Source organism: Methylobacterium carpenticola (assembly GCF_042748905.1).
GTDB lineage: Bacteria > Pseudomonadota > Alphaproteobacteria > Rhizobiales > Beijerinckiaceae > Methylobacterium > Methylobacterium carpenticola.
The window spans coordinates 3560001-3582662 of sequence record NZ_JBHZEO010000001.1; the positions used below are offsets into that span (position 1 = coordinate 3560001).

The window sequence follows — 22662 nt, forward strand, 5'->3', positions numbered from 1 at the left end:
CCTTCGCGCTGGTGCTCGGGGCGGACCTCTTCCTCGTCGTCGAGCGGGTGCTCGGAACCCCGGCCGCTGCAGCCGCCGGATTCGCGGCCGGACTCACGGCGCTCATCGTCTGGTTCGGTCTCGCGACGGCGCGGGCGCGCCGCACCGGGGGCCGTGAGCGCGCCATGGCCGCGGCCGAACCCGAACCCGGCTCCACCCCGCTCGACGTGAAGATCGAGCAGATGCTCACCGAGGCGCGCGTGATGCTGCCGGGAGCGCAGGCGCTGCTCGGGTTCCAGCTCGTCATCACCTTCACGGAAGCGTTCGGGACCCTGCCTCTCCCGGCCCGGGTCGTCCATGTGGCCGCCCTCGGCCTGATCGCCCTCACGGTGATCTGGCTCATCGCCCCGGCGGCCTTCCACCGGATCGTCTATGCGGGGGAGGACAGCCCGGCGCTCCACCGGCTCGGGACGCGCTTCCTCCTCGCCGCGAGCGTCACGCTGGCGCTCGGGATCGCGGCCGATCTCGGGATCGTCGTCGCGAAGGTCGCCGGGTCGCCGTTCTGGGGCATCGCGGCGGCGGGCATCGCCCTCTGCGGGCTCGTCGGCCTGTGGCACGTGACGCCTCTGGTGCTGCGGCAGCGTCGGCAGCCTGCGCCCGTCGGGCCGACATCGTCTGGACAAACTGTCTGAAATCAGACTTTCTTCCCAGACGACGATCAGCGAGGGAATCCCGATGGCAGCGGCCAGCTACATCGAACCGATCGGCGGCGGCCGCTACCCGCTGGAGGTGCCGCGCTGGTGCTCGGACGAGCGCCGGCCGCTCCTCGTCACGCCGGGGCCGGGCATCGGGCGCGACGAGATCGCCCGCGGCACGCGCTCCCTGTGGCGCTACGGCGCCGCGCTGCCGGTGGCGATCGACGATCCGATCAGTCTCGGGGAAGGCTGCACGCCGCTGGTGCAGCGCCCCTGGGGAGATCTGCGCCCGGTCTTCAAGCTCGAATGGTTCAACCCGACCGGCAGTTTCAAGGACCGCGGCACCACCGTGATGCTGTCCTTCCTGCGTCAGCTCGGGATCGACGCGGTGCTGGAGGACAGTTCGGGCAATGGCGGCTCCTCGGTGGCGGGCTACGGCGCCGCCGGAGGCCTGCGCGTGACGATCCTCGCCCCCGCCAGCACCTCGCCGGCCAAGATCGCCCAGGTGCGCGCCTACGGCGCCGCGGTGCAGCTCGTCGAGGGACCGCGCGAGGAATCCGAGGCCGCGGCGATCCGCCAGTCGGACCGGACCTTCTACGCGAGCCACAACTGGCACCCGTTCTTCCTCGAAGGCACCAAGTCGCTCGCCTACGAGCTGTGGGAGGATCTCGGCTTCCGGGCGCCGGACGCGGTGATCATGCCGGTGGGCGCGGGCAGCAGCCTGCTCGGCTGCGCCTTCGGCTTCCGGGAATTGCTGCGGGCCGGGCAGATCAATCGGCTGCCCCGCCTCTACGCGGCCCAGCCGCTCAACTGCTCGCCCGTCGATGCGAGCTTCCAGGCCGGGCGCGACACGCCGGTGCCGCGCCCGGTGCATCGGACCATCGCCGAGGGCACGGCGATCAAGCACCCGATGCGCCTGCGCGAGATCGTCGGGGCCCTGCGGGAGAGCGGCGGCGGCACCGTGGCGCTCACCGAGGACGAGATCGTCGCCGCCCTGCGGCGCCTTGCCCGGGCGGGCCTGTTCGCCGAGCCGACCTGCGCGAGCGCGGCCGCCGCCCTCGACCGGCTCGCCGCTTCGGGCGCGATCACGGCCGGCGAGACGGTGGCCGTCATCGTCACCGGTACCGGCCTGAAGGCGGCGGGCACGGTCGCCGACCTCGTGGAGCGGGAGCCGGAGGCGTGACGGCGCTCCCGGAGGCGGCCCTTCTGCACGACCAGCTCCGCGCCGTCGCCGAGGGGCTCGCCGAGACCTTCGCGCCCTTCTGCGAGGTGGTCCTGCACGACCTCACCGACCCGCACCACGCCATCCTGGCGATCCACAACAACCTGTCGGGCCGCGCGATCGGCGATCCGGCGACGGAACTCGGCCTCGCGCGCATCGCCGATCCCGACGTCCCGGCGGTCATCGCCAATCATCCCAACAGCTTCGCGGATGGACGGCCGGCGAAGAGCACCTCGATCGGCATCAAGGACGCGAGCGGGACCTTCGTGGCGGCCCTGTGCCTGAACATCGACCTGACCCTGTTCAACGCCCTGCAGGGCGTCATCGGGCGCTTCACCCGGGTGGCCGGGCCCGAGCCGGATTCCCTGGCGTCCGCCGGAGCGGCGGGAATCCGCGCCCGCATCGACGCCTATGCGGCGCGGCACGCCACCACGCCGCGGGCGCTCCGGGCCGAGGAGCGCCGCGACCTCCTGCGCGAACTCCGGGCGGCGGGCTGCCTGGAGGTGCGGCGGGCCGCCGACGTCATCGCGGCCCATCTCGGCGTCTCGCGGGCCACGGTCTATGCGGATGCCAAATGATCCGGATGGTCATGCGATCTCCGAACGGATCGTTCGGAAACCGCATCAGGCGATGCGCAGCGTCCAGATCAGCGCGAGGCTGATGACGAGCAGCACCGCGAGGGAGCCCGTCACCGCCAGCGTCACGCGCCCGCCGACCCGGGCGAGGACCCGCAGGTCGACGCCGAGGCCGAGGGCCGCCATCGACACCACGGTCAGGTAGCCCGCGAGCTGCGTCACCGGCCGCGAGGCCGCCTCCGGGATCAGCCCGAGCGACCGGGCGGTCGCGAGGGCCAGGAAGCCGAGGATGAACCAGGGCACCAGCTTGGTGAAGCCGAGCCGCCCGGGCGCCTTCGCGGGCGCCGGCCCCTCCGGCGGCAGGCGGCTCGCGATGAGCGAGAAGGCCACCACCACGGGGCCGAGCATCAGCACCCGCACCAGCTTCACCAGAGTGCCGACCTGCGTGCTGAGCAGCCCCACCGGCACGGTCGCGGCGAGCACCTGCGGCACCGCGTAGACGGTCAGCCCGGCCAGAACCCCGTACTGATGCTCGGAGAGGCCGGCGAGCGGGATGAAGAGCGGCAGCCCCAGCACCATCAGCACGCCGAGCACCGCCGTGAAGGCGATGGAGGCCGCCACGTCCTTGCCGTCCGCCCCGATCACCGGCGCCACGGCGGCGATCGCGGAATTTCCGCAGATGGCGTTGCCGCAGGCCACCAGGATCGCCATGCGGGCGGGCAGGCCGAGCAGGCGGCAGATGGCGAAGCTCGCGGTGATGGCGAGCGCCACGGTGCCGACGATGCCGGTGAGCAGGGCCGGCCCCGAGGCGACGATCGCGCCGAGGCTGATCGAGGCCCCGAGCAGCGTCACCGCCACCTCCAGGATCTGCTTGGCACTGAAGGCGATGCCGGGCCGGAAGCGGGCGCTCGGCGCCCAGGCCGTGCGCAGCGCGATGCCGAGGAGGATCGCGACCACCAGCGCCTCGATGTAGGGATGGCCGAGCGCGTGCTCCTCCGCCGACTGGACGGCCACCGCCACCACCGTGATCGCGAGGCAGAGGGCGATCCCCGGCAGCATCGCGGTCACCTCGGCACCGCGCGGCGCCGCGGCCTCCTTGGAGGCGCCCGCCTTGGGAGATGTTTTCGACGTCATCGGGGATTCCGCGGGGCGTGGAGGAGAAAGCATCTGCGCCGGATCATCATGAGAGATTTTTCATCTCCTTCGCGGAACGACTTTGGAAGATGCGTCCATTGATTCGCGGGGGCGCGAGCGCGACATTGCCCGCCATGAGCGAGAGGCTGGAAGCGCGCGCGGTCGCGTTCGATCCTTACGGCGAGCCGCTGGACGCGGGCCGCGAGAGCGCGCCGTCGCCCGGCGACCGGCGCGCCCGCAGCGTCGCGGTCGCGGTGTTCTGGACCCTTGCCCTGACCCTCGTCGCCGGCCGGATCTACGTCGATCCGGCGCCGGTCACGCAGACCGTCGCGGCCGTGCGCATGCATCTCGCCGCCCTCGTCGCGACGCCCTGAGCCGCCCGCGACCCGGGCGCATCCTGCGAGAGCAGCCTCCATCCCGTCTCAATACACCGCCGCGCGAGCGGCCGCGACGGCGCGCGCGATCATAGGGCGCGGATCTCCGCCAGGAGCGCCTCGGACAGGTCGATCCCCGCGGCGGCGGCCCGCGCCCGCAGGGCGAGACGGCGCGCGCCCGGCAGGCGGGCGCCCGCCTGTCCCTCGATCGCCGCCGCGAGGTCCGCGAAACGGGGCAGGGCGCCGGGACCGAAGGCCTCCGGATCGATGGCGAGAAGAAGCTGGCCTGTGCCCGGCGGTCCGCCCTCGGCGTCGAGGAAGGAGCTCGCCTCGGCGGCGTAGCGTCCGCCGGTGAGCCCGGCGGCGAGCAGCTCGACCATGAGCGCGAGGGCCGTGCCCTTGGCGTCGCCGAGCGGCACCATGGTGCCCGCGAGCGCCGCGGCCGGATCGGTGGTGGGCCGGCCCGCCGCGTCGAGGGCCCAGCCCTCGGGGATCGGCTCGCCCCGCTGGCGGGCGGCCATGATGGCGCCGCGCGCCACCTTCGAGAGCGAGAGATCGACCACGATCGGCGGCCGGGCCGGCAGCGGGCAGGCGAAGGCGACCGGATTGGTGCCGAACACGGCCGCCGTGCCGCCCCAGGGCGCCATGGCGGCGGGGGTGTTGGCGAAGAGGAGCGCGACCAGCCCCCGATCCGCCAGGGCTTCGACGGGCTGCCCGGCCGCGCCGCAATGATGCGAACGGCGGATGCCGGCCGCCGCGATCCCCTGCGCGCGGGCCGGCGCCGGCAGCGCCGCGACGGCGAGGTCGAGGGCCGGATAGGCGAAGCCGTGCGCGGCGTCGACCGCGAGGAGGCCGGGCCGCGGCCGGGTGAGGCTCGGCACGGCGGCGCCCGCCACCTTGCCGCTGCGCAGCTGCGCCGCGTAGGCCGGCAGGCGCGCGAGGCCGTGCCCCTTCAGGCCGTCCGCCTCGGCGGCCACGAGGGCCCGGGCCGTGCTGGCGGCGGCCTCCGGGCGGGCGCCCGCGCGGATCAGCGCCGCGGCGGCGAGGTCCTGCGCGGCGGCGAGCGTCAGCACCGGCATCCGGCCGGCCCCCCGGAGGCGCGGCCCGCGCTCCGCGCTCCCCCATCCTGCACCCGCATCCCGATCTCCTCCGCCGCGCGCGAAGACATACAGGAGGCCGGCGCGGCGGGACACCGGCATGCGGTTTCCGCTTCGCTCAGGGGTGCGCGGAGCCTTGCTCCGCGCCGCGCGGGCTCGTGAGACGGTTTCCGGACGATCACGTCCGGAAACCGTCTCATCCCGCTTCGAGCATCCGCACCACGTGTCCCAGCTTGTCGGGGTTGCGCGTGACGTAGATCGCCGCGATGCGCCCTTCCTCGATCGCGAGCGCCGTGGTCTGGAGGATCCCGCCGCGATCCGCGCTGACGAAGCCGGGCAGGCCGTCGATCCAGACCGGGCGCAGCAGCCGGGGCGGCGCGAGCCCGTGCTTGCGGCGCAGGCCCGCATAGAGCCGCAGCACGCGGGCGCTCCCGACGATCGGGTTGCGGAAGGCGATCACCCGGCCGCCGCCATCGGAGCGCAGCACCACGTCGTCGGCCAGCATCCGGCCGAGGGCCTGCGTGTCGCCGTCCCGCGAGGCCGCGAAGAAGGCGGCGGCGATGCGCTCGGCTTCGCCCGGATCGACGGCGTAGCGCGGGCGCGCCGCCTGGACGTGCCGGCGCGCCCGCACCGCGAGCTGGCGCACCGCCGCGGGCTCACGCCCGAGGGTGCCGGCCACCTCGTTCAGGGCGACGCCGAACACGTCGTGCAGCAGGAAGGCCGCCCGCTCGAGGGGCGAGAGCCGCTCCAGGGCGAGCATCAGGGTCAGGGTGAGGTCGTCCTCGGGCTCCTCCGGCTCCGTGCTGCCCATCAGCGGCTCGGGGAGCCAGGCCCCCACATAGGTCTCGCGGCGCGCCCGCGCGGATTTCATCCGGTCGAGGCAGAGCCGCGTGACGATGCGGGTCAGGTAGGCGGCGGGCGTGTCGATGGCCGCCTCGACGCCCCGCCAGCGCAGCCACGCGTCCTGCACCGCATCCTCGGCCTCCGTGACGGATCCGAGCATGCGGTAGGCGAGGCGCAGGAGCCGGGGGCGCTGCGCCTCGAAGGCTGCCGTCGCCGCGTCAGGCGGCGTCACGACCCGCCTCGCCGGGATGGGGCACCCGGAAGCCGACCTGGAGCCGGTTCCAGACGTTGATGGCGCCGATCAGCAGCGTGAGCTGCACCTGCTCGGCCTCGCTGAACTCGGCGGCGAGCCGCGTATAGTCGGCATCCGGGGCGCCGGTCTCGGACAGGCGGGTCAGCGCCTCGGTCCAGGCGAGGGCGGCGCGCTCGCGCGGGGTGTAGAGCGGGGATTCCCGCCACGCGTTCAGCATATGGAGGCGCATCTCGGTCTCCCCGTGCCGGCGGGCGTCGGTGGCGTGCATGTGCAGGCAGAAGGCGCAGCCGTTGATCTGCGAGGCCCGCATCTTCACGAGTTCCATCAGCGCCGGCTCCAGGGGCCCGGCCCTGAAGCTCGCCTCCAGCGCCATCATCGCCTGAATGGAAGCGGGCGCCAGCTTGTGAGGATTCTGCAAACGGGGGGTCATCGTCCATCTCCCGCGTGCCCCATGCACGCTCGCTCCCCTGACGAGACAGCCCCGCCCGGTGTGACAGGGCCCTTGCGCGACCGCGCGCCGGATCGCCCGGACCGGCAGGACGGCGAGGCCGCGGGACCCGCTTTGCGCCGCGGCCGGCAGGGCCTAAAGCTCGCCGATTGTTTCGCGTCATCTTCGTCAGATAGGCTGGCGCCCGCCGACTCAAGGGCCGCGAGGGATGCGACGGAGAAGGGCTCGGCCGGGGCAGTCGGCCGGAATTTGCGGCCGGAGCGAGAGGCGGAGAACCGTGTGGAGCTGAGGGCCCGATCCAGAGGACAGGCGAGCCTCGGAGGCAAGCTTCGCGGCACGGCCCTCCTGATGGGCGCGAGCCTCCTCGCGCTGGCGGCCGGCGCGGTCGTGCCGTCCATCGACGGCTATCGCCGCAGCCAGAAGCGGCTCGCCGATTTCGATCATTTCCGGCTCGTGCTCGACGCCGCCAACCGCCTCTCGGCGGAGCGCGGCCCGGCGAATCTCGCCCTGGCCTCGGCGCCGGGCAACCCGGCCCTCGCGGCGCGTCTGGCCGACCTGCGCACCGCCAGCGACCGCCAGCTCGCGGCTCTGCGCGAGCCCGAGGCGGCCGGCACGCCCGGCCACCGCACCTACCGCCTGCCCGAAGCCCTGGTGGCGGCGACGACGGCACGGCTGGAGGTGGCACGGCGGGAGGTCGACCGGGTCGCCGCGCTCGCGCCCGCCGCGCGGCCGGAGGCGGAGATCGAGCGGGCCGTCGCGGCCATGATCGCCGCCGCCGAATCCTTCGAGGAGGCGGTCGCCTGGGAGGCCGGGGCCCTCGGCCGGGCCGACGCGGCCCTGGCCGGCCCGGCCGTGATCGGGCATCTCCTCGGCGACCTGCGGGACCATGCCGGGCGGATCGCCTCCGCGCTGGTCCCGGCGGTCGTCGCGCGGGCCCCTCTGACCCCGGCCCAGCTCGACGAGGCCCTCACGGGCCGGAGCCGCGTCCTGGAGATGCGGCGCGTCCTGCACGGCCAGGCGGCGTTCGGGCAGGAGAACCGCCTGGAGGCGGCGATGGGGGAGGCCGAGGCCGCCTTCTTCCAGCGCGGCCTCGGGATCGTCGGCACCGTGATCGCGGAGGGGCGGGATTCGGGCCGCTACTCCCTCGGCGGCGACGAATTCATGCTCCGCTACGTGCCGACCCTGAGGTCGCTGGAGGAGCTGCGCCACGCCTATCTCGGCTGGGTGAACGAGCGGCTCGCCCAGGAGCACGAGGCCGCCTTCCTGCGCCTCGTCCTCCTGTCCGGGGGCGCGCTCGCCCTCATCGGAACCGTCGCGCTCCTGCTGCGGTCCCTGCGGAACGCGGTGCTGCGCCCCCTCCTCGCCGCCCGCGCGAGCGTGATCGCCCTTGCGGAGGAGCGCGATCCGGACCCGGTGCGGATGCCGGTCCGCATCCGCGAGATCGCGCGCCTGTTCGACGCGCTGCTCATCCTGCGCGAGCGGGTGCGCGAGCGCACCGCCCTGCTGACGACCCTGCGACGCCAGGCGGAGACGGACGGGCTCACCGGGCTGAGCAACCGGCGCGGCCTCGCCCGCGCCCTCGCCCCCCTCGCCGCCGCGCCCGACGCGGCGGTCATGATGATCGATCTCGACGGGTTCAAGAAGGTCAACGACAGCCTCGGCCACGCGGCCGGCGACGCCCTGATCCAGCAGGCGGGCCAGCGTCTCGTCTCCTGCGTCGGCGCGGACGGCCTCGTGGCGCGAATGGGCGGCGACGAATTCGCGATCCTGCTGCCCGGGCTCTCCGATCCCCCCGCCGCGGGCCACACCGCCGAGGCGATCCTGCGCAGCCTCGCCGAGCCGTTCCGGGTCGAGGAGCAGAGCCTCCATCTCGGCGCCAGCATCGGCATCGCGCTGAGCCCGATCCACGCGCCGCGCCCGGACGACCTCCTCACCTGCGCGGACATGGCCCTCTCGGAGGCCAAGCGCTCGGGCCGGCACTGCCACCGGGTGTTCACCCCCGCGATGCGCCGGGCGGCCCTGCGCTGGACCCTGCGCCAGCAGGAATTGCCGCGGGCGCTGAGCGCCGAGGAATTCACGCTCGTCTACCAGCCGCAGGTGCGCCTGCGCGACCGGGCGGTCGTCGGCGCGGAGGCCCTGCTGCGCTGGCGGCATCCCGAGCACGGCATCCTGAACCCGGCCGAGTTCCTCCCCGCCGTGGACGGCAGCCGCCACGCGGCCGCAGTGGGCCGCTGGGTGCTGCGCAAGGCCTGCGCGCAGGCGGCGGCCTGGCGTGCCGCGGGCGCCGAGGGCCTGCGCATCAGCATCAACCTGTTCAGCGCGCAGTTCTACGCGGAGGATCTCGTCGACGAGGTGAGAAGGGCGCTCGCCGAGGCGGACCTGCCGGGCTCCGCGCTGGAACTGGAGATCACCGAGACCATCGTCCTCGGCCACGACGACGCGCTCCTCGCCCCCCTGCACGCGCTGCGGGAGATGGGGGTCGGCCTCGCCTTCGACGATTTCGGGACCGGCTACGCATCGCTGAGCCTGCTGAAGCGCTTTCCGCTGACCCGGCTGAAGATCGACCGCTCCTTCGTGCAGCATCTCGACGCATCCGCCCAGGACCAAGCCATCGTCGGCACGGTGCTGATGCTGGGCCGCAGCCTCGACCTCGCGGTGATCGCCGAGGGCGTCGAGACGGAGGCGGCCTGCCGGCAGCTGATCGGCCGGGGCTGCGAGGAGGGCCAGGGCTACCTCTTCGGCCGGCCGGTTCCGGCGGAGGAATTCGCCGCGAGCGCCCTGCGCGCCGGCCATCTCCGGCCCCTGCACCTCGTCGGCGACGCCCCCTTCTGACGGCCCCGGCACCGCGGGCGCGGCCGGGTGCCGGCCCGACGGACATTCTCGGATCGCCCACCGCATCGGCCACCGGCCTGCGGCGGGATGGGTCCGGCACGGCCCCCTCCCACGCCGCGCATCGCAGATTCGGAGCCGGAGATACCGCGTGGTTCAAAGGTTTCGCGATGCCATCGACCAGACCTGTCCGTACCAATCCCTCACGGTCCTTGCTTTCACAACTGATGTTCTTCCCTAAAAGCGCGGGCCGGGCGACGTTGCGATACGAAACCCGATGCCAAATCGTGGAGCAAGAAAAGTAGCAGCTTCTGCTATCGTTAATTCAAACTTAACTAAACGAAACTATGACCTATGCATGCTCCGAGAGGGGCGCATCTTTCGGCATCCCGCATCTGCGTCGTGGGCGGAGCGGCCTGCTTTCTCCAAGAGGACGAACGACATGGCTCTCGTGAAGAAGGCCGCCCTGTCCGCATCCAGACCCCTGGCGCGCGGCGCCGAGCCGGCGGCCCTGACGCAGCTCGGCAAGCTCAACGAGGAGAACCGCCGCAAGGCGCGGACCTACGCCAAGCAGCAGAAGGCGGCCGAGCGCATCGCCGCGGCGACCACGCAGCTCGCGAGCGGCGTGGCGGAAGCCTCCTCGGCGGCCGAGGAGCTGCGCAAGGCGATGGAGCAGATCGCCGCCGGGGCCGAGCAGGCCGCCAGCGCCTCCGCCCAGTCCCAGCGCGCCGTCTCCGCGGTGAGCGAGGCGATCACCACCTCGAAGACGGAGGCCGAGACCGCGCGGCAGAAATCGGAGGCGCTGCAGGCGCTCATCGCCAATGTCGGCCAGCAGATCGCCGCCAGCATCCAGTCGATCGCCACCGCCGCCGACCGCCAATCCGCTTCCGTCAAGCTGATCGTGGAGCTGGAGCGGCAGGCCGCCAATATCGGCGACATCGTGCGCGCGGTGGCGCGGATCGCCGACCAGACCAACCTGCTCGCCCTCAACGCCGCCATCGAGGCCGCCCGGGCCGGCCAGCACGGCAAGGGCTTCGCGGTGGTCGCCGACGAGGTGCGCACGCTGGCCGAGACGTCCGAGAAGAGCGCCCAGGAGATCCAGGAGCTGATCGGCCGCATCCAGGCCGACGTGAAGGTCATCGCCGACGGCATCAACAGCTCCGCCGAGAGCGCCCGGCTCGAGGTCGAGAAGGGCCGGACGGTCACGGCCCAGCTCGACGGCGTGCGCGCCGCCATGGTCGAGGTGATGCGGGCCGCCGACGCGATCGCCCTCGCCTCGGCCGAATCCGAGAAGGCCGCGGTCGAGGCGCAGAAGGGCTCGGAATCGATCGCCGCCGCGGCCGAGGAGCAATCCTCCGCCTGCGAGGAATCGCTCAAGACCGTCGAGCAGCAGACCACCGCCCTCGGCCAGAGCGAGCAGGCCTCGAACGAACTCTCGGTGCTCGCCGACGAGCTGAAGAACTCCACCGACATCGCCAAGAGCTCCGAGGAAGTGGCCTCGGCGGCCGAGGAGCTGTCCTCGGCGGTGGAGGAGATCAACCGCGCCGCCGCCCAGATCATGACCGCCCTCGACCAGATCAACCGGGGCTCCCAACAGCAATCCGCCGCCTCCCAGCAATCCGCCGCGGCGATCTCGCAGATCGAGCGCGGAGCGATGCTGGCGCAGGAGCGCGCCCGCGAGTCGCTGGAGCGGGGCGACATGATCAACAGCCAGCTTCTGGAGAACCGCAAGGCCGTGGATGAACTCGTCATCGGCGTGGATCAGTCGCTGCAGGAGACGAACCGCAGCCGCGAGCAGATCAACGGCCTCGAACAGGTGAGCCGCAAGATCGACAAGATCGTCGACGCGATCACCACGGTGGCGATCCAGACCAACATGCTGGCCGTCAACGGCTCGATCGAGGCGGCCCGGGCCGGCGAGTTCGGCAAGGGCTTCATGGTGGTCTCGACCGACATCCGCAACCTCGCCCGCGACTCGTCGGAGAACGCCGAGCGGATCAAGGACCTCGTCAAGGCGATCCAGGACCAGATCGTGGTGGTGCGCCGCGACCTGGAGGAGATTTCCGCCGCGGCCGCGGGCGAGGTCGAGAAGAACAAGGCGATCACCGCCGACCTCGCCGCCGCCGAGCGCGACATGGCGATGGTGCTCGCAGGCAACCGTCAGATCCTCGAGGGAGCGAACGTGATCGTCGGCAATCTCGGCGAGGCCAAGAAGGGCGTCGACGAGATCGCCACGGCGGCCCAGCAGGCGAGCCGGGCCTCGGTCGAGGCGCAGCAGGCCGCCCGCGAGCAGTCCAAGGGCGCCGAGGAACTCGCAGCCGCGGTCGAGGAGATCGCCTCCCTCGCCGACGAGCTCCAGAACCAGGAGTGATCCGGCCTCCGGACGATCCGTTCGGACACCGGATCGCCGGCCCCCGCGGCGCGGAGCAGGGCTCCGCGCACCCTTGAGCGAAGACGATTTCCGCTTGCGACGCGATTGCCTTGGCAATCGTCGGGCCACCAACCGGAAATCGATGCCGCCGGGCCGCTGCCGGGGCAGCGGCCCGGCCCCGACCGCCTCCAGCCGATGAGTCGTCCCATGTCTCCCCACGCCCAACCGGCGGGGCCTCACGCCCCGGCGGCATCCGCCGAGCCGCACGAGGCCGGCACCCAGGCCCTGCGGCAGTTCGTGACCTTCCACGTGGACCGCGAGACCTACGCGGTCCCGCTGGCCGAGGTTCAGGAGATCATCCGCCTGCCCGAGATGGTCGACGTGCCGCTCGCTCCCGCCTCCCTGGCGGGGCTCGCCAACCTGCGCGGCGCGGTGCTGCCGGTCACCAGCCTGCGGCGGCTGTTCTCCCTGCCGGACCGGCCCCACGACGACGCCACCCGCGTGGTGGTGATCAGCCAGGGCACGCCGCTCGGCTTCGTCGTCGACCGCATGGCGAGCGTGGTGACGAGCGATGCCGCGGAGATCGAGGGCACCGAGGGCCTGCGCGCCACCATCGACACCAGCATGCTGTCGGGCATGATCAAGCGGGCGGGATCGATGATCATGATCATCGATCCCGCCCGGCTCCTCCAGCGCGGCGGACCGGCGGCGGGACGGCGAGCGGACCGGGCCGAGGGCAGCGTCCTCGACGTGCCGGGGGCCGCGGGCACGGCACCGGTCTCGGACGAGATCCAGCTCGTCTCCTTCGAACTCGCCGGCCAGGAATACGCCCTGCCGATCGCCGACGTGCAGGAGATCGTGCAGGTCCCCGACCAGATCAGCGCGGTGCCCAATGCCGAGCCCCAGGTGATCGGGGTCATCACCCTGCGCGACCGCCTGCTGCCGCTCGTGAGCCTGCGGATGCTGTTCGGCCTCGCCGAGGCGCCGCTCTCCGACCAGAGCCGCATCGTCGTGGTCTCCTGGGAGGCGGACGGACAGCCCCGCTCGGTCGGGATCGTGACCGACACGGTCAAGGAGGTGCTCCGCGTCGCGCGCGCCATCGTCGATCCCCTGCCGGACCTGTTCTCGGGGAGCGGAGCCCTGCGCGAGGTCGAGGCGATCTGCCGGATCGACCAGGGCCGGCGCCTCGTCTCGATCCTCTCGGCCGAGCGCCTGTTCGACACCGCCACGCTGCCGGACGGCGCGGGCGCCCTCACGGGAGACACGACCATGACCCAGGACGAGCGGACCCTCGATGCCCGAACCGCGGAGGAGGAGCAGTTCGTGGTCTTCCGCCTCGCGGAGGAGGAATACGGCGTGCCGATCGAGGCCGTGCAGGAGATCGTGCGGGTGCCCGAGCAGCTCACCCGCGTGCCCCGCACGCCCCGCTTCATCGAGGGGGTGGTCAACCTGCGCGGCAGCGTCCTGCCGGTGGTCGATCAGCGCCGCCGCTTCGCCCTGCCCGAGACGGAGCGCTCCGACCGCCAGCGCATCATGGTCTTCCTGATCGACGGCGTGCGCACCGGCTTCATCGTGGATTCGGTCTCGGAGGTGCTGAAGATCCCCCGCGCGGTGATCGCGCCCGCGCCCGACCTGGCGCAGGACGAGGGCAGCGCCGTCGACCGGATCGCCAACATCGCCGAGAAGAACCGCATCATCCTGATGCTGAATGTCGGCCGGCTCCTCAACCGGCGCGAGGTCGCCGACCTGCGCCAGGCCGCTTGACGATCCCCGCCCCGCCGACGCGGCGGGCCCCCTCACGCCCAGCCTCCGCAGCATCGATGCCGAAGCTCCTCATCGTCGACGACTCCGCCCTGATGCGCAAACACCTGCGCAGCATCTTCGAGGAGACGGGCGCCTTCGAGATCCGCACCGCCCGCAACGGCCAGGACGCCCTCGACCAAGTGGCCGCCTTCGATCCGGACGTGGTGACCCTCGACATCAACATGCCCGACATGGACGGCCTGACCTGCCTCGGCGAGATCATGACGGCGGCGCCCCGGCCCGTGGTGATGGTCTCCTCGCTCACCCGCGCGAGCGCCCCGGCGACGCTCGAAGCGATGCAGCTCGGGGCGGTCGACTACGTGGAGAAGCCCGGCGGCACGGTGTCGCTCAACATCGACGCCATCCGCCGCGAGATGGTGGAGAAGGTCACGGCGGCGGTCAGCGCCAAGCCCCGGCGGGCCCGGGGGCTGCTCTCGCGCGTGCGCCACACCCGCCAAGCCACCGTGCAGCCGCGCCGGGCCGCCCCCCTCGGCCGGGTCGGCGGCCTCGTCCTGATCGGGGTCTCCACCGGCGGCCCGCGGACCCTCGAGGACATCCTGCCCGAGCTGCCCGGGAACCTGCCCTGGCCGGTGGTGGTCGCCCAGCACATGCCGGGGACCTTCACGGGCTCCTTCGCGCAGCGCCTCGACCGGATCTGCTCCCTGGAGGTGGTCGAGGTGACGGGCCCCGCGCCGCTGACGCCGGGCCGGATCTACATCGGCCGCGGCGACGCGGACGTGGTGATCGGCAGCCGCCTCGGCCGCCAGATCGTGTCCTCGGTGCCGTGCGACCCCGCGATGCGCTGGCACCCGAGCGTCGAGCGCCTCGTGCGCACGGCCCGGGAGGCCTTCCCGGCCGATCACCTGATCGCGGTCCAGCTCACCGGCATGGGCGACGACGGCGCCGCCGCGATGGCGGAGCTGCGGGCGGCCGGCGGGCGCACCATCGCCGAATCCGAGGCGAGCGCGGTGGTGTTCGGGATGCCCGCCGAACTCATCCGGCTCGGCGGCGCCTCCCTCACCCTGACCGCCCGCGCCATCCCCGGCCAGATCCGGACCTGGCTCTCCTGAAGGTTTCCCGCATGGCCCTCATCCGCTCGACCCGCGCGACCGCTCCGCCGCCCGACCCCGCGGACGATCCCCGCGCCGCCCTCGCCGAGGGGCGCGCCTCCGCCCGCCGGGACGCGGCGCGCCGCCTGGCCGCCGACCCGCAGGCCGTGGCGCCCCTCGCGGAACGCCTCGCCGTCGAGGGCGACACCAGCGTGCGCGAGGCGATCCTCGGCGCGCTCGCCCGGATCGGCTCGCCGGAGGCGGTGGCGCACCTCGTCGGCCTGCTCGATTCGGAGGATGTCTGGCTGCGCAACGCCGCGATCGAGGTGCTGCAGGATCTCGACGGGGCGGTGCTCGACGCACTCGCCGCGAGCCTGTCCCACCCGGCGAGCGACCGCCGGATCTTCGCGGTCAACGTGCTGGCGGCCCTGCGCCATCCGGCCGCCGGGGACCTCGCCCTGCGGGCGCTTGCGGAGGATCCGCACGTGAACGTCTGCGCGGCGGCCCTCGACGTGCTGGCCGAGATCGGCACCCCGGCGATGGTTCCGGCGATCGAGGGGGCGAAGGCCCGTTTCCCGGACGAGCCCTTCCTGCATTTCGCGGCCCGCGCCGCCATCCGCCGCATCGCCTGACGAGGCCCGGATGAACGCGCCCCTGGCCCGCCTCGCCCCGGCCGTCTCGGACGACGACTTCTCCCGGTTCCGCGACTTCTTCTATCGCCGGACCGGCATCATGTTCGCCGACAACAAGCGCTACTTCGTGGACAAGCGCCTGCAGGAGCGGATGCTGACCAGCGGGCAGCGCGACTTCCGCATCTACTTCAACATGATGCGCTTCCAGGCCAGCGGCCAGGAATTTCAGGATCTCGTGAACCTGATGACGGTGAACGAGACCTATTTCTACCGCGAGGAGTACCAGTTCCGCTGCCTCGTGGAATCGATCCTGCCGGAGGTCGCGCGGCGCAAGGCGCGGGGCGAGCCGGTGCGGATCTGGTCGGTGCCGTGCGCGACGGGCGAGGAGCCCTATTCCATCGCTTTCCAGCTCCTCGACAACTGGCCCGAGGTCGACCGCCACGACGTCGAGATCGTCGCCTCGGACATCGACACCAACGTCCTGGCTCAGGCCCGGCGCGGGTTCTACGGCGAGCGTGCGGTGCAGCACGTGCCCGTCGAGACGCTCAGGCGCTTCACCCGCCGGACGCGCGACGGCTACGAGGTGATTCCCGCCATCCGCGACTCGATCGCCTTCGAGCGGGTCAATCTCTCGGATCCGCTCTCGACCCGGCAGTTCCGCGGCTTCGACGTCGTGTTCTGCCGCAACCTCCTGATCTACTTCGACGAAGCGTCCCGCCGGGACGCCGCGCAGACGATCTACGAGGCGCTCGTTCCCGGCGGCTTCGTCTGCCTCGGCCATTCGGAATCGATGAGCCGGATCTCGTCCCTGTTCGCCATCCGCAAGTTCGCCGAGGCGATCGTCTACCAGAAACCCGCCGATGCGGAGGAGTGACATGGCCCGTGTGCTGGTGGTGGACGACGCCACGACCGTCCGCATGTACTACCGCGACGTGCTGGAGACGGCAGGCTTCGCGGTCGAGGAGGCGGTCAACGGCTTCGAGGCCCTGGAGAAGGCGATCGAGCAGCGCTTCGACCTCCTCGTCGTCGACGTGAACATGCCGAAGATGGACGGCTACGCCTTCCTGCGGCAGGGGCGGCGGATGCCGGAGCTGCAGGCGGTGCCGGCCGTGATGATCTCGACCGAGGCCGGGCCGCAGGACCGCACCCGCGCCTTCGCGGCCGGCGCCAACCTCTACCTCACCAAGCCCGTGCGCCCCGAGACCCTCGCGGGCATCGCCACCCTCATGGCCGGAGCCGCGTCGTGAACGCCCTGCTCGCCCAGTTCATCCCGGAGGCCCGGGAGCTTCTGGAACTCGCCGGCAGCGGCATGCTGCGCCTGGAGAAGGCGCAGAGCCCGGAGGCGCTCAACGACGTCTTCCGCGCCGTGCACACGCTCAAGGGCACGTCCGGGCTCTTCGACATCGCGCCCCTGACCCACCTCGTCCACGCGGCCGAGGATCTGCTGGTCGAGGTGCGGACCGGCCATCTCGCCCTGGAGCCGGCGATCGTCGACGGCCTCCTCGACAGCCTCGACCTCGTCGCCCACTGGATCGACGTGCTGGAGACCCGCGAGGCGCTGCCCGCGGATGCCGAGAGGGTCATGACCGGGCGCGTCGCCGCCCTGCGGCACTGGCTCGCCGCCGGCGAGGCCGGGGCCGGGGCCGGACCGGCCGCGGCCACCCCGGCCGCGGCGCCCGCCTGGGTGGCGGAGTTCCCCGAGGCGGAGCTGCGGGCGGCCTACCGGGCCGCCGCCCGGGAGGGCCGGCTCACCGCCTGGGCCTACGAGCCCGACGATTCCTGCTTCTTCCGCGGCGAGGATCCGGCCCATCTGGTGCGGGAGGCGCCCGGGCTCCTGGCGGTCCGGGTGCTGCCGCGCGGCCCGCTGGCGGACCTCGACGCCTTCGATCCCTTCGCCTGCCAGCTGCGCTTCGAGGCGCTCGCCGCGGCCCCGCCCGCCGCCGTGGCCGAGCATCTGCGCTACGTGGCCGATCAGGCGCAGATCGCCGTGATCGCCGCCGACGCCCTCGTGCAGCTCACGGGGCGCGCGGACGAGGCCGAGATGTACGGCGAATTCGCCGCGCAGGCGACCCGGCTGCTCGCCACCGGCGCGCATTCGGGCCTCGCGGGGGTGGCCCGGGCCTTCCTGGGGATCGTGGCCGAGGAGACGCGGCAGGCCTGCGCGCTGCGCTGGCTCGCGGAGATCGCCGGGGGCGATGCGGACGAGGCCGTTCTCGCCCGGCTCGTGGCGGAGATCGGCGGCCCGGCGCCCGAGACCCGGCCCGCCGACCCCGTCCCCGGCGAACTCGGCACGATCCTGGCGGCGCAGGGGGAGATGCTGGCGACGCCCGGCGAGGCCGGCCTCGCCGAGGGCCGCCTCGCCTCGGCCGCGACGGTGCTGCGCCGCTGCCTGCCCCTGCTGCCGCCGGAGACGGCGGCGCCCCTCGCCGCCGCCCTCGCGCAGGCGGAGGAGAATCACGACCCGGCACCGCTCCTCGCTCTGCTCTGGCCCGTTCCGGGCGGGCCCGTTCCGGGCGGACCCGTTCCGGGCGGATCGGCCCCCGGCCCGGCCGCGCCGCCCGTCGCCGCGCCGGCGCCCCCTGCCGCGGAGGCGCCCGACGCCAAGGCGCCGACGCGCATGCTCCGGGTCGAGCAAGGCAAGGTCGACGCGCTGATGAACCTCGTCGCCGAACTCACGGTGGCCAAGAACGGCCTCGCCTACCTCGCCGGCCGGGTCGAGCAGGTCTCGGGCTCGCGCCAGCTCGGCCGCGAGATCAAGGAGCAGTACGCCGTCATCGACCGCCTCGCCCAGAGCCTTCAGGTCGGCGTCATGGCGATCCGCATGATGCCGGTGAGCCAGGTCTTCCAGCGCTTTCCCCGCCTCGTGCGCGACATCTCGCGCAAGCTCGGCAAGGAGGTCGAGCTCGTCATCCAGGGCGAGGACACCGAGGCCGACAAGAACGTGCTGGAGAGCCTCGCCGATCCGCTCATCCACATGGTGCGCAACAGCCTCGACCACGGCATCGAGACGCCGGCCGAGCGCCGCGCCGCGGGCAAGCCCCCCGAGGGCCGTCTCCGACTCTCGGCCCGGCAGGAGAACGACACCGTCATCATCGAGGTGGCCGATGACGGAAAGGGCATCGACCCCGAGGCGGTGCGCGCCAAGGCCGTGCGGGCGGGCCTGATCAGCGCCGAGCAGGCCGCCCAGATGAGTCCGCAGGAGGCGGTCGAACTCGTCTTCGCGGCCGGGTTCTCCACCCGCGAGCAGGTGTCCGACCTCTCCGGCCGCGGCGTCGGCATGGACGTGGTCCGCACCGCCGTGCGCAAGGCGGGCGGCGACGTCCAGCTGTCGAGCCGGCTCGGCGGGGGCACCTGCGTGACGGTGCAGCTGCCCTTGACCATGGCGGTGACGCGGATCGTCACGATCGAGGTCTGCGGCCAGCAATTCGGCGTCGCCATGGACGCGGTGGCCGAGACCGTGAAGGTGCCGCGGGCGGGCCTGCACCGCATCAAGCAGCGGGAGACCTTCGTTCTGCGCGACGCGGTGATCCCGGTGCTGCGGCTGGCCGACCGCCTCGGCCTGCCGCCGCATCCCGGGGAGCCCCCGGCCGAGGAGGCCGTGATGGTGGTGCGCATCGGGCGCGACCGGATCGGCATCGTGGTCGACGGCTTCCGGGAGCGCATGGAGGTGATCGTGCGGCCCCTCGACGGCCTGCTCGCCGACCTCACGGGCTTCTCGGGCACCGCGCTCCTCGGCGACGGCCGCGTCCTCCTCGTCCTCAACCTGCCGGATCTGCTCTGATGCCTCTTGTCCTCGACGACGACGCGATCCGCCTGACCGGCTCCTGCCCGATCGAGACGGCCGAACCGCTCCTCGACGCCCTGCGCGGGGCGGCGGCGCCCCGGATCGACGTGAGCGGGCTCGACCACGCCCACACGGCCGTCCTCCAGGTGCTGATCGCGGCCCGGCCCATCCTGGAGGGCCGGCCCGTGGACCCGGTCACCGCCGCCTGCCTCGCCGGCCTCCCCCGTGACCCGGCCTGACGGAGACGCCCCATGACCGCCGCCGTGATCGCCGTCTCCAACCGCAAGGGGGGCACCGCCAAGACGACCACGGCCGTCAACCTCGCCGCGGAACTCGGCGCGCGGGGGCGGCGGGTGCTGGTGCTCGACCTCGACACCCAGGGCCATGCCGGGCTCGGATTCGGCCTGCGCCCGGGCCCGGGGGAGCCGACGGTCCACGACACCTTCCGGGGCGGGGCGCCCGCCCTGGCCCGGGCGGTCCGCGCCACCCCCTATCCGAACATCGACCTCGCGCCGGCCGACCGCGGCTTCGAGGTCGGCCCGGAGCCGATCGCGCCCGCCTCCCTCGCCCGGGCGCTCGACCCGCTGCGCGCGCATTACGACGCGGTGCTGATCGACACCTCGCCCTCCGCGGACGCGCTCCTCGTCGCCGCGCTCGCCGCCGCCGATCACGTGCTGGTGCCGACCCTGCTGCACCATCTCGCGGTCGACGGCGTCGGGCAGTTCGCGCGCTCCTACGTGCGCGTGGCGGCGACCCTGAACCCGCGCCTGACCGGGATCAGCCTGCTGCCGGTCCAGGTCGACATGCGCGTCACGATGCAGCGCGAGACCCGCGCCCGCCTCGCCGAGCGGTTCGGCGAGACCCGCCTGCTCGCCGGCATCCGCCCCGACATCGCCCTCGCGGAAGCCTTCGGATCGCACCGGCCCGTCAAGTATCACAAGCCGAGAACCCGGTCCGTCGTCGATTTCGAAGCCTTGTGCGACCACGTCTGCTTTCGGGTCATGCAGCATTGATCGGGGAGCGGCGCCCTCACCACCTCACGGAGTATCCGTCATCATGAGCACGATCCTTCTCGTCGACGATTCGCCCACGATGCTGGCGAGCATGTCGGACATGCTGTCCCGGAGCGGCTACGCGACCGAGCGCTGCCCGCATGCCGAAGCCGCCCTGGAGAAGGTGCGGGGCGGCCTCGCGCCGGGCCTCGTGATCACCGACTACCACATGCCCGGGATGAACGGCGTCCAGCTCATCCAGGAGTTGCGCAAGCTCGCCGCCACCCGCTTCACGCCGATGCTGATGCTGACGACCGAATCGCAGCAGGAGAAGCGGGACGAGGCGCGCAAGGCCGGCGCCACCGGCTGGCTGGTGAAGCCGGTTCAGCCGGGGCCGCTGCTGGGGGTGATCAAGCAGGTCGCCCCCGCCCTGCAGCGCTCGGCGGCCTGATCCGGGGCGCCGTGATGGCCGGCTGCCCGCGCCGCCCTATCTCGGCGGAAACCGGGAGGCGGACATGCGCGCTGTCAGAATCGGGACCGGAGGCGGACTGGACCGGCTGGAGACCACCGATCTGCCGGATCCCGGCGCACCCGGGCCGGGCCAGATCCGGGTGCGGATCCACGCGAGTTCGCTCAATTACCACGATTACGGCGTCGCCAGCGCCGAAGGCTCCCGCTTCGCGGGCCGCATCCCGCTCTCGGACGGCGCCGGCCTCGTCGAGGCGGTGGGCGACGGCGTCACCGAGTTCGCCCCCGGCGACGCGGTGGTCTCGGGCTTCTTCCCGCTCTGGCTCGACGGGCCGCCCACCTCCGGCGACTTCTCGACCGTGCCGGGCGACGGCGTCGACGGCTACGCCCGCGAATTCGTGGTCACGCCCGCCTCCTGGTTCACCCGCGCCCCGCGCGGCTACAGCCACGCGGAGGCCGCGACCCTGACCACCGCCGGGCTGACCGCGTGGCGCGCCCTGGTGGTCGATGGCGGGCTCAAGGCCGGCGACAGCGTTCTCGTCCTCGGCACGGGCGGCGTCTCGATCTTCGCCCTGCAGATCGCCAAGGCGATGGGCGCCACCGTGGTGGCGACCTCCTCCTCCGACGCCAAGCTCGAACGGGTGCGCTCGCTCGGCGCCGACCACCTGATCAACTACCGCACCACGCCGGAATGGGGCGAGGCGGTGCTGCGCTGGACCGGCGGGCGCGGCGTCGACCACGTGGTCGAGGTCGGCGGGCCCGGCACGCTGCCGCAATCGATCGCGGCGGTGCGCAACGGCGGCCACATCTCGCTCATCGGCGTGCTGACCGGGCGCGGCGGCGCGGTGCCGACCGCCGCCATGATGGTCAAGCAGGTGCGCCTGCAGGGGCTGATCGTCGGCAGCCGCCGCCACCAGCAGGATTTCGTGCGCGCCCTCGAAGCGACGGGCCTGCGGCCGGTGATCGACCGCAGCTTCCGCCTCGAAGCCCTCGCGGAGGCGTTCCGCCACGAGGAATCGGGCCGGCATTTCGGCAAGATCTGCGTTGACGTCTGAGGCCGGTCTGCGGCACTCGCGGGAGGGCGGCCCGGACCGCGGCACGACGGAGCGTCACAGATGAGAGCGGCGGATCTCGCGCCCCATGCGGACCGGGTCCTGGCGGAGGCCTACATCCCGGACCTGCCGAACCACTCCCGCGGCAAGGTGCGGGACAATTACGACCTGCCCGATGGGCGGCGCATCCTGATCAGCAGCGACCGGATCAGCGCCTTCGACCGCATCCTGGCGGCGATCCCGTTCAAGGGGCAGGTGCTGACCCAGACGGCGCGCTACTGGTTCGAGGCGACGCGCGACCTCTGCCCCAACCACGTGCTGGACTATCCCGATCCGAACGTGGTGGTGGCCCGGCGCCTCACCATCCTGCCGGTGGAGATCGTGGTGCGCGGCTACCTCGCCGGGACCACCGCGACCTCGATCCTGACCCAGTACAAGGCCGGCGCGCGGGAGATGTACGGCCACCGGCTGCCGGACGGGATGCGGCCGAACGAGCGCCTGCCGCAGGCGATCCTCACCCCCACCACCAAGGCGGGGGAGGGGGGCCACGACACCCCGCTCACGCCCGAGGCGATCCTCTCCCAGGGCCTGCTCACGCCTGCGCAGTGGGAGACGGTGTCGCGCACCGCGCTCGCGCTGTTCGCGCGCGGCCAGGAGCTGGCGGCACGGCGCGGGCTCATCCTCGCCGACACCAAGTACGAGTTCGGCACCGATGCGGAGGGCCGGATCCTGCTCGCCGACGAGATCCACACCCCCGACAGCAGCCGCTACTGGTTCGCCGCGAGCTACCCGGAGCGCTTCGCCGCCGGCACCGCCCCGGAGAGCTTCGACAAGGACTTCATCCGCAACTGGGTGGTGGCGCGCTGCGACCCCTACCGGGACGCGATCCCGGAGATCCCGCCGGACATGATCCTCGAGACCGCCGCGGTCTATATCCGCGCCTTCGAGACCATCACCGGCGAGGCCTTCGCGCTGCCCGACCTCACGCTGCCGCCGCTGGAGCGCATCCGCCGCAATCTGCAAGCCTATCTGTGATACGGTTTCCGGAAGATCACTTTCGGA

General features: G+C 72.9%; 21 protein-coding genes (1 of these 21 cut by a window edge). 17 read left to right on the forward strand and 4 right to left on the reverse strand.

The window, feature by feature from the left end; genetic code table 11:
* The 3 genes in view from ACE101_RS16760 to ACE101_RS16770 are tightly spaced (at most 43 nt apart) and all read left to right on the forward strand, a layout consistent with a single transcriptional unit that may run on beyond the window.
* A protein-coding gene (locus ACE101_RS16760) for a DUF6328 family protein (protein ID WP_379131589.1) crosses the window boundary here: on the forward strand, positions 1–671 show its 3' portion. The gene continues 283 nt to the left of window position 1, outside the view; only the last 671 of its 954 coding nucleotides appear in the window; its start codon lies off the left edge, out of view; its stop codon occupies positions 669–671.
* A 43-nt stretch (positions 672–714) separates the two neighbouring features.
* Positions 715–1857, forward strand: a complete 1143-nt coding sequence (locus ACE101_RS16765; protein WP_379131591.1) for a threonine synthase — start codon at positions 715–717, stop codon at positions 1855–1857.
* Complete coding sequence (locus ACE101_RS16770) at positions 1854–2474, forward strand: helix-turn-helix transcriptional regulator (protein ID WP_379131592.1); 621 nt, start codon at positions 1854–1856, stop codon at positions 2472–2474. The genes ACE101_RS16765 and ACE101_RS16770 overlap by 4 nt, the downstream gene beginning before the upstream one ends.
* Positions 2475–2519: 45 nt before the next feature.
* Here the strand turns inward: ACE101_RS16770 and ACE101_RS16775 are convergent, their stop codons facing one another.
* On the reverse strand, positions 2520–3530 hold the full coding sequence (locus ACE101_RS16775) for a YeiH family protein (RefSeq protein WP_379138737.1): 1011 nt from the start codon (positions 3528–3530) through the stop codon (positions 2520–2522).
* Between the two features lie 209 nt (positions 3531–3739).
* Between ACE101_RS16775 and ACE101_RS16780 the strand changes: the two genes are divergently transcribed.
* Positions 3740–3979, forward strand: coding sequence for a hypothetical protein (locus ACE101_RS16780; protein ID WP_379131595.1), 240 nt, complete (start codon positions 3740–3742; stop codon positions 3977–3979).
* Between the two features lie 89 nt (positions 3980–4068).
* Here the strand turns inward: ACE101_RS16780 and ACE101_RS16785 are convergent, their stop codons facing one another.
* The 3 genes from ACE101_RS16785 to ACE101_RS16795 all read right to left on the reverse strand — a co-directional run bounded on the left by ACE101_RS16785 (position 4069) and on the right by ACE101_RS16795 (position 6602).
* Complete coding sequence (locus tag ACE101_RS16785; protein WP_379131597.1) at positions 4069–5058, reverse strand: Ldh family oxidoreductase; 990 nt, start codon at positions 5056–5058, stop codon at positions 4069–4071.
* 214 nt (positions 5059–5272) lie between these two features.
* Positions 5273–6151 carry a sigma-70 family RNA polymerase sigma factor gene (locus tag ACE101_RS16790; protein WP_379131600.1) on the reverse strand — a complete coding sequence of 293 codons (879 nt, stop codon included), beginning with the start codon at positions 6149–6151 and terminating at the stop codon, positions 5273–5275.
* Positions 6138–6602, reverse strand: coding sequence for a carboxymuconolactone decarboxylase family protein (locus ACE101_RS16795; RefSeq protein ID WP_379131602.1), 465 nt, complete (start codon positions 6600–6602; stop codon positions 6138–6140). The genes ACE101_RS16790 and ACE101_RS16795 overlap by 14 nt, the downstream gene beginning before the upstream one ends.
* Before the next feature lie 366 nt (positions 6603–6968).
* Here ACE101_RS16795 and ACE101_RS16800 point away from each other — a divergent pair, with 366 nt between their 5' ends.
* From ACE101_RS16800 to ACE101_RS16860, 13 genes are all read left to right on the forward strand, one after another.
* Positions 6969–9452 (forward strand): putative bifunctional diguanylate cyclase/phosphodiesterase, encoded by a 2484-nt coding sequence (locus tag ACE101_RS16800; RefSeq protein ID WP_379131604.1) that lies wholly within the window; start codon positions 6969–6971, stop codon positions 9450–9452.
* Between the two features lie 439 nt (positions 9453–9891).
* Positions 9892–11820, forward strand: a complete 1929-nt coding sequence (locus tag ACE101_RS16805; protein ID WP_379131607.1) for a methyl-accepting chemotaxis protein — start codon at positions 9892–9894, stop codon at positions 11818–11820.
* Positions 11821–12027: 207 nt separating this feature from the next.
* Positions 12028–13584, forward strand: a complete 1557-nt coding sequence (locus ACE101_RS16810) for a chemotaxis protein CheW (protein ID WP_379131610.1) — start codon at positions 12028–12030, stop codon at positions 13582–13584.
* Positions 13585–13640: 56 nt separating this feature from the next.
* Positions 13641–14693: a chemotaxis-specific protein-glutamate methyltransferase CheB gene (gene cheB, locus ACE101_RS16815; RefSeq protein ID WP_379131613.1), complete on the forward strand. Its 1053-nt coding sequence runs from the start codon at positions 13641–13643 to the stop codon at positions 14691–14693.
* An 11-nt stretch (positions 14694–14704) separates the two neighbouring features.
* The gene (locus tag ACE101_RS16820) at positions 14705–15304 is read left to right on the forward strand and encodes a HEAT repeat domain-containing protein (RefSeq protein ID WP_379131616.1); all 600 of its coding nucleotides are present in this window, start codon (positions 14705–14707) and stop codon (positions 15302–15304) included.
* Positions 15305–15314: 10 nt separating this feature from the next.
* Positions 15315–16178 carry a CheR family methyltransferase gene (locus ACE101_RS16825; RefSeq protein ID WP_379131618.1) on the forward strand — a complete coding sequence of 288 codons (864 nt, stop codon included), beginning with the start codon at positions 15315–15317 and terminating at the stop codon, positions 16176–16178.
* Between the two features lies 1 nt (position 16179).
* Entirely contained in the window at positions 16180–16551 is a 372-nt protein-coding gene (locus ACE101_RS16830; RefSeq protein ID WP_379131621.1) for a response regulator, read from the forward strand.
* On the forward strand, positions 16548–19085 hold the full coding sequence (locus ACE101_RS16835; protein WP_379131624.1) for a chemotaxis protein CheA: 2538 nt from the start codon (positions 16548–16550) through the stop codon (positions 19083–19085). Before ACE101_RS16830 ends, ACE101_RS16835 begins: the two co-directional genes overlap by 4 nt.
* Positions 19085–19327 carry an STAS domain-containing protein gene (locus ACE101_RS16840; protein ID WP_379131627.1) on the forward strand — a complete coding sequence of 81 codons (243 nt, stop codon included), beginning with the start codon at positions 19085–19087 and terminating at the stop codon, positions 19325–19327. The genes ACE101_RS16835 and ACE101_RS16840 overlap by 1 nt, the downstream gene beginning before the upstream one ends.
* A 12-nt stretch (positions 19328–19339) precedes the next feature.
* Positions 19340–20101 carry a ParA family protein gene (locus ACE101_RS16845; protein ID WP_379131629.1) on the forward strand — a complete coding sequence of 254 codons (762 nt, stop codon included), beginning with the start codon at positions 19340–19342 and terminating at the stop codon, positions 20099–20101.
* 43 nt (positions 20102–20144) lie between these two features.
* The gene (locus ACE101_RS16850) at positions 20145–20531 is read left to right on the forward strand and encodes a response regulator (RefSeq protein ID WP_379131631.1); all 387 of its coding nucleotides are present in this window, start codon (positions 20145–20147) and stop codon (positions 20529–20531) included.
* Positions 20532–20595: 64 nt separating this feature from the next.
* Positions 20596–21603, forward strand: a complete 1008-nt coding sequence (locus tag ACE101_RS16855; protein WP_379131634.1) for a zinc-dependent alcohol dehydrogenase family protein — start codon at positions 20596–20598, stop codon at positions 21601–21603.
* 60 nt (positions 21604–21663) lie between these two features.
* Positions 21664–22635 (forward strand): phosphoribosylaminoimidazolesuccinocarboxamide synthase, encoded by a 972-nt coding sequence (locus tag ACE101_RS16860; RefSeq protein ID WP_379131637.1) that lies wholly within the window; start codon positions 21664–21666, stop codon positions 22633–22635.
* Positions 22636–22662 lie beyond the last annotated feature (27 nt).